This window comes from Microcystis aeruginosa LEGE 91341, assembly GCF_015206885.1.
Taxonomy (GTDB): Bacteria; Cyanobacteriota; Cyanobacteriia; order Cyanobacteriales; family Microcystaceae; genus Microcystis; species Microcystis aeruginosa_H.
Map to the genome: position 1 here is coordinate 25,793 of NZ_JADEXY010000040.1, position 6,526 is coordinate 32,318.

The 6,526-nt window shown below is 45.4% G+C and carries 5 protein-coding genes and 1 pseudogene; 2 read left to right on the forward strand and 4 right to left on the reverse strand.

The window, feature by feature from the left end:
- The first annotated feature begins 9 nt into the window (after positions 1 to 9).
- Together IQ234_RS08275 and IQ234_RS08280 are read left to right on the forward strand one after the other, a co-directional pair.
- Positions 10 to 1,263 carry an FIST signal transduction protein gene (locus tag IQ234_RS08275; RefSeq protein ID WP_193956742.1) on the forward strand — a complete coding sequence of 418 codons (1,254 nt, stop codon included), beginning with the start codon at positions 10 to 12 and terminating at the stop codon, positions 1,261 to 1,263.
- Between the two features lie 38 nt (positions 1,264 to 1,301).
- A pseudogene (locus IQ234_RS08280) lies at positions 1,302 to 2,015 on the forward strand (Uma2 family endonuclease).
- Here the strand turns inward: IQ234_RS08280 and IQ234_RS08285 are convergent.
- The 4 genes from IQ234_RS08285 to IQ234_RS08300 all read right to left on the reverse strand — a co-directional run bounded on the left by IQ234_RS08285 (position 2,012) and on the right by IQ234_RS08300 (position 6,272).
- Entirely contained in the window at positions 2,012 to 2,791 is a 780-nt protein-coding gene (locus tag IQ234_RS08285; RefSeq protein WP_193956743.1) for a DUF1350 family protein, read from the reverse strand. The pseudogene IQ234_RS08280 and the gene IQ234_RS08285 overlap by 4 nt on opposite strands.
- A 337-nt stretch (positions 2,792 to 3,128) precedes the next feature.
- The gene (locus IQ234_RS08290; RefSeq protein WP_110578563.1) at positions 3,129 to 3,677 is read right to left on the reverse strand and encodes a response regulator; all 549 of its coding nucleotides are present in this window, start codon (positions 3,675 to 3,677) and stop codon (positions 3,129 to 3,131) included.
- A gap of 247 nt (positions 3,678 to 3,924) precedes the next feature.
- Positions 3,925 to 5,703: a S8 family peptidase gene (locus tag IQ234_RS08295; RefSeq protein ID WP_193956744.1), complete on the reverse strand. Its 1,779-nt coding sequence runs from the start codon at positions 5,701 to 5,703 to the stop codon at positions 3,925 to 3,927.
- Positions 5,704 to 5,837: 134 nt separating this feature from the next.
- Positions 5,838 to 6,272 carry a VOC family protein gene (locus IQ234_RS08300; protein WP_043995952.1) on the reverse strand — a complete coding sequence of 145 codons (435 nt, stop codon included), beginning with the start codon at positions 6,270 to 6,272 and terminating at the stop codon, positions 5,838 to 5,840.
- Between the last annotated feature and the right edge of the window lie 254 nt (positions 6,273 to 6,526).

Consider the following 6,526-nt stretch of genomic DNA (forward strand, 5'->3'; position numbering starts at 1 on the left):
TCAAGAAACATGAGCGATCGCATCGAGTGGATTAATGCCCTATCAACCCGTCCCTCCCTAGAAGCGGCGGTGACGGAAGTAGTGGAAAAAGTGCAAGATAAGTTAGTTGGATCGGCAGATCTAGCCATAATTTTCATTTCTTCTGCCTATGCCAGCGACTGTCCCCGTTTAGTTCCCTTAATCTTGGATAAACTCCCTGTTCCTGTGCTGATCGGCTGCGGTGGGGCGGGGATTGTCGGCATGGGTGACAGGGAAAAAGCGCGAGAAATCGAAGCGAGTCCGGCTTTAAGTCTCACCGTCGCCCATTTGCCGGATGTGGAAGTGCAGCCCTTCTATATCGAAGCGGCGGAAATGCCCGATCTCGACAGTTCCCCCTCTAGTTGGACAGAATTATTAGGGGTAGAAGCGGCCAAAAATCCCCAATTTATCCTTTTAGCCGATCCTTTTTCCAGTCGTATCAATGATCTGTTAGAGGGTTTGGATTTTGCCTACCCCGGTTCGGCCAAAATCGGCGGTTTAGTCAGTGGTGGCATGATCGAACGTTCTGGGGGTCTATTCTACCACGATCAACAAAAACCGCGTAATAGCTATCTCTATCGTCAGGGAACCGTAGGAATCGCCCTTTCTGGCAATATTATCGTCGAAACTATCGTCGCCCAGGGTTGTCGTCCCATTGGACCGATTTATCAGGTGAGTGAGGGAGAACGCAATATTATCATCTCCATGACCAGTAAAGAGGCCGATGGGACTCCGCAACCACCTTTAAATCTACTGCGGGATTTAATCCCCTCCTTGAGGGAAAAAGACCGAGAATTAGTGCAAAACTCCCTTTTTATCGGTATTGCTAGGGATGAGTTCAAAATGCAGTTGCGGGCCGGGGATTTCTTAATTCGCAGTGTTTTGGGAGTAGATCCTCGTCAAGGTGCGATCGCAATTGGCGATCGAGTTCGTCCGGGGCAGCGGGTACAATTTCACCTGCGCGATGCCGACACTTCCGCCCTAGATTTAGAATTACTTCTGCAAGCTTTTCCCCAAGAAAAACTTAATAGTTCAGAGGTACTAGGGGCTTTAATCTTTTCCTGTCTCGGTCGCGGGGAAAATCTCTACGAAAAACCGGACTTTGATTCGGGTCTTTTTCAGCGTTATTTCGCCAATGTTCCCCTCGCCGGTTTCTTTTGCAACGGAGAAATCGGGCCAGTGGCCGGTCGAACTTTTTTACACGGTTATACCTCGGCTTTTGCCCTCTTTCGTCAGGGAATTTAATGTTATACTAAACAGTTAGTACACTAGGGAGTAGAACGATGGTAAAAGCCCAATCTTTCTCTGAGTCGGAGATTATCTATCCCGATAGTGATGGTAAACCGATGGCCGATAATACCAAACAATTTCGCTGGATTGTGACGATTAAGGAAAATCTCGAATGTTTATTCGCAGACAATGACCATGTGTTTATCGCCGGCGATCTGTTGTGGTATCCGGTCGAGGGGGATAATAAAACCTGTCAAGCGCCGGATGCTATGGTGGTGTTTGGCAGACCCAAGGGCGATCGAGGTTCCTATAAGCAATGGTTAGAAAACCAGATTGCGCCGCAGGTAGTCTTTGAAATTCTCTCTCCGGGCAACACTAAAGCGGAAATGCGCCGAAAATGGCAATTTTATCAGCGTTTTGGCGTAGAAGAATATTATCTCTACGATCCCGATGCTAATTATCTACAGGGTTGGTGGCGCAGGGGTGATCAATTGGAGATGATTGCCGCGATCGATAATTGGCAGAGTCCGCTTCTACAGATTCGTTTTCAACTGGAGAGTCCCCAGTTAGCTATTTTTTATCCCGATGGATCACGGTTTTTGACCACCCTAGAAATCAAGCAAAAAGCGGAATTAGCCTAACAACGGGCCGATGCCGCCGAACAGCAAGCCCAACAGGAACGTCAACGGGCCCGGGAAGCTGAGGCAAAATTAGCCCGCCTAGAGGCGCAATTACGGGCAATGGGGATTAATCTAGAGGAAAGCTAACGAGAGGCGGGAAGGACGGGATTTAACCAGTGGAGAATCTCATCTTTGAGACGGGAATTATCCCGGGCAAGTCCCTGTTTTAACCATTGGCCGATCGCATCGAGGGGAGTAAATACTTCTCCGGTTTGCCAACTGACATCTTGACTCAAGGGAGTGAGATGATTACCCGGGAGAGTTCGCAGGGCAATTAAATCATTAAAGCGTTTTTTTAGCAGGGGATTTAATACCAGAGATTGATCGATCGTGTCGTCTTGAAAACGGATTAAAAGATTGCGACGAATGGCATAATCTTGGAAAATTAACTCGTTTGTTTCTTCGGGGGAAGGGGTAAATTCGAGGTTAAAAGTGGTGTCAATTTGCAAAGGTTCGATAAAAGGAATAGCCCGACGAATGGGATAATTATTAAAGGAAATGAGGATATTTCCCGCCCGTTCCACTTCGTAGAGACTACCGATTAATAAATGTAGTTTACACCCCATACTGTGACCCAATCCGTAGATGGGGAGATAACCTTGGGGCAGGCTATGATTCCAGCGCAGACGTTCAATAATATTATCAAAACGGTTTAAAACTGTGCGGGCGATCGATTTGTGATCGAGGGTATTAACAAAGGGAGTCGCGACAATAGCGTATCCTGAATTCCCAAGACTTTCTAATAACCAACGATAGGTAATATTCGGGGCTGCCGCTACAAATGCCCCCCCTAAAAAGTGAATGATACCCTGGGGACGACGGGGGAGAAAAACCCAATTACCTGCTATTTCTTGCCAATTCATAAGTAAGTAGTTATAATTAAATTGAAGATAGATTTTGCCTCTGATCCCCCCGCCCCCCTTGATAAGGGGGGTGCCGATAGGCGGGGGGATCTCCCTTGATAAGGAGGGTGCCGATCCCCCCTTACTCCCCCCTTGATAAGGGAGGTGTTTGACAACTTTTAACACCTACCTACTTAATTAGTTATCAGTGGATTAATAACTTAGTCACTCACTAAATAAATACCACTTCATATTATACTAAATCTTGTTTAAAAGGGATAGGAGATTAGCCAGAGATTGGCACCGCCGGATCAGGATAACTGCTTGCCCAAGTTATAAAAAATCGGTAGGAATAGTTCTAGTCCAGTTTTTTCTTAATAAAAGCCACTAATTGAGACATTTGTTTTTTGATAGTTTCCATTTCTGTTTGCATTTGGGCAATTTGGCCATGAAGATTCTGAATATCGGTGCTATAATCCCCGGTGAGTTCCTCTAGTTTCCGGCTAGAAACTTTTGGTTTGGGAGAATACTGTTTCGCCTTGGCTATCGCTTCTTTGATCGCTTGTAGCAATTGTTTTTGGTCGAAAGGCTTCTCAATAAAGGCAAAATATTGGAAAGGTTCGGGTATTTTCTCTACTACCTCCTCTTTCCTTCCCGACATCAACACTAGGGGAATACTTTTGAGATTATCTTCGCTTTGGATTTGCTGAAACACCTCCCAACCGCTCATTTTTGGGAGAAGGAAGTCCAAAATAATCAAATTCGGGTTTTCGGTACGAATAAGATTATAGCCCTCTAATCCGTCTTTAGCTTCGAGAAATTCAAAGTTACCCTCTGGTAACATATCGCGAACACGCATCCTAATCACTTTACTGTCATCGATAACGAGAATTTTATGATTTGACACGATAGACACCTTAGACAAGAAATAGATAAGCTGGATGATTCGAGGGGGTATTAGGGGAAACTTTCGGCATAGGGATTGAGGATTCCCAAAAAACCCTTAGAAACTAAGATACACCATAAAGAAAAAACCTCGGTTAATGTCCGAGGCTGCTGTTGTAGGAGAACTCAATGCAAAACAAAAGGAAGATACCAAAACCAAAGAGGTTTTTATCGGTAAATCACCTTTGTTGTCCCATTGTAACCCCTGTTTAAGCGTATCGGGAGGAAGTAGCACTTTTTAGGGCTAAATAACCTAAACCGAGACATAAAAGCGCATTTACGCCCAAAAACGCCTGAGCGATCCTACCAGAACCTAACCAGATCAGAGTAGGATCGATAACAGCACTGATACCTAAACTCACCGCCATGGCTAAAGATACCCCCACCGCTAACCATTTTGCTTGAGTATGACCCAAAAGCAGAGCAATCAGGACAAAAGGCAGGATAACACTGGCAAAAAGCGGATTAAGGGCAGAACTTCCCTGAATAACGCCTCCTAAGTCCGAAAGAGAACTCCCCATCACTCGGAAAGGCCATTGGGGTAAATCGAAGATATAAAGACCTCTGAGGAAAAATAAGCCAGAACTGCCAAAAATTAGACCAGCATTCAAAAATCCGTTCCAGGGGAAGGGAAAATAATTTCTCAGCCACCAAGCAAGGAGATAAGAACCCAAAACCATGGCCATTTTGGGCAAAACCGCCACCGCACCGCCATCAATCCAGAAACGGGGATTGAGATAACCGTTATCGCGCAACCAACGCCAAAAATCCCGGACAGTAATCTGTCCTTTTAGGGCCAATTGTACGGCATTGCCTGCGTCTAATTGTCCGGCCCCAAAATGATTAAAGGGATCATCATTGATCTTACGGGCCGACTGTTGCAAAACCTCTAAAACTGCATTGGGTTCTTTAATTCCCGCAGCCTTGATTAAAGCTACCACCCCAGCAACGTGAGGGGCTGCCATGCTGGTTCCCTGAAAACCGAGGAACGCCGGTCCCCCCCCCTTAGCGGGATCGATGGTTTCTTGGATAATTTTACCCGTATCGGAGCCGCCGGGGGCAGCAATATCGATTCCGGCCCCGAAATTAGAATAGGGGGCCTTATTTCCGGAGGCATCTACCGCAGAAACCCCGATAACGTGCGGAAAACGGGCAGGATAGGCGGCGGAATTATCATCGGCATTACCGGCAGCAGCGACGATTACCACACCTTTACTATAGGCATATTCGATCGCGTCTTTAATTACTTGGGTTTCCCCTCCACCCCCTAAACTCATATTGATGACATCGGCTTTATTATCGACGGCAAAACGGATCGCTTCGGCAATATCCCCCACGCTTCCCCCACCCGTCCCAGAAAGCACCTTGAGGGGCATAATTTTGGCTTTGTAGGCGATGCCGGCCACCCCGTAGTTATTATTGGTCGATTGGGCAATTGTTCCCGCTACATGGGTTCCGTGACCGTTATCGTCCTCGGCATTGCTGCGATCGTTGACGAAGTCGTAGCCTTCCACAAACTCGGTTTCTCGCAGATCGGGGACTTTTGATACGCCTGTATCAATAACGGCGACGGTTATCCCTTCACCGTGATTTTCTTCCCAAGCGCGTTCGATGTTAATTCCTCGCAGGTTCCACTGTTTGCTATAGTCGGGGTCGTTGGGAGCGACAAAAGCATGATATATATAATCTGGTTCGATCGATTCGGTGTATTTTTTTAGGTCGGAATTGCGGAGAGTTTTAAGAAGTTTGCTATCTCCTGCCACGGTGTAAAGATGTTCATCGATGGAAAAAATACTATTTAAACTGGTGGTTTTTCCCGCTTTTTTGTTGATAGCATTTAACTGCTCATCGAGGACGCTGACGGGTATATCGTCCTTAAAGTCGATTAAAATTGATTGATATTCGCCCCGATTTGCTAATCCAGTAAAGTTAAAGAGAGCAAATCCTAGACCGATAACGAATAGGGTTAACAATAAAATTTTTTTCATAGATTTCCTAAGAATTTATCATTGCAAGGCAAGGTTTTTTTAGTTTCGATGAGAGAATCTGAGGGAAGTTCCCCTATTTTTGTCGCAGTTGAAGATAGGACTAACCAATTACAAAAAGTTACCTGTTGTTTATTTTAAGCTCGATCGCCGATCGCTGTTAATTGCCGACTGGCAAAAATAGCTTCGTAGTGGCGATAATGTTTAAATTCGAGGAGATTATAGAAAGGATCCTCTAGGAAAAAGGTTTTATGTTCGGTTATCTCCCCAGCAAAGCGAGTTTTTGGTTCTAGATAAAATTTTAGTTGATTGACTCGTGCTTGTGCGAGAAGATTGTCCCAATCGCTGGCATCCGGCAGAATTAGACCAAAATGGCGAGGATAAATGCTATTTTGGGGAGTAAGAGGCATTTCCGTGACGTGAGCGACTACCTGATGACCATAGAAATTTAAGATAATCGCTTTCTCGGTTTCCCTTCCCGCTAAACAACCTAAACCATCACAGTAAAAGCTTTTAGCGGTGGATACATCGGTAATCGGAATAGCGAGATGAAAAATTGCAGGTTGATTCATGGCGATCGAGTTTATCGGCATTCTAATAGGTTCCATTCTAGCGATCGAGGGGGGACTTTTCCGAAAATTTTTTCTTGAAATTGGCAATTAGCTAGAGTTTGCTGAATAAATCTAAAAACCTTATTGGATAATATCTTTAGGCTTTGTTTGACATCAAAAAGTGCCGACTCTTAGAGTAATCGCAGGGAAATTTTAGGCACTTTTTCCCTGAAAATCGATAAAACCCCACACCCCCCCCGATGTCGGGGGGGTAG

Bases quoted from the DNA above. Each gene is read 5' to 3' on its own strand.
- IQ234_RS08275 (WP_193956742.1), top strand. From the start codon at position 10: ATGAGCGATCGCATCGAGTGGATTAATGCCCTATCAACCCGTCCCTCC.
- IQ234_RS08285 (WP_193956743.1), bottom strand. From the start codon at position 2,791: ATGAATTGGCAAGAAATAGCAGGTAATTGGGTTTTTCTCCCCCGTCGT.
- IQ234_RS08295 (WP_193956744.1), bottom strand. From the start codon at position 5,703: ATGAAAAAAATTTTATTGTTAACCCTATTCGTTATCGGTCTAGGATTT.
- IQ234_RS08300 (WP_043995952.1), bottom strand. From the start codon at position 6,272: ATGAATCAACCTGCAATTTTTCATCTCGCTATTCCGATTACCGATGTA.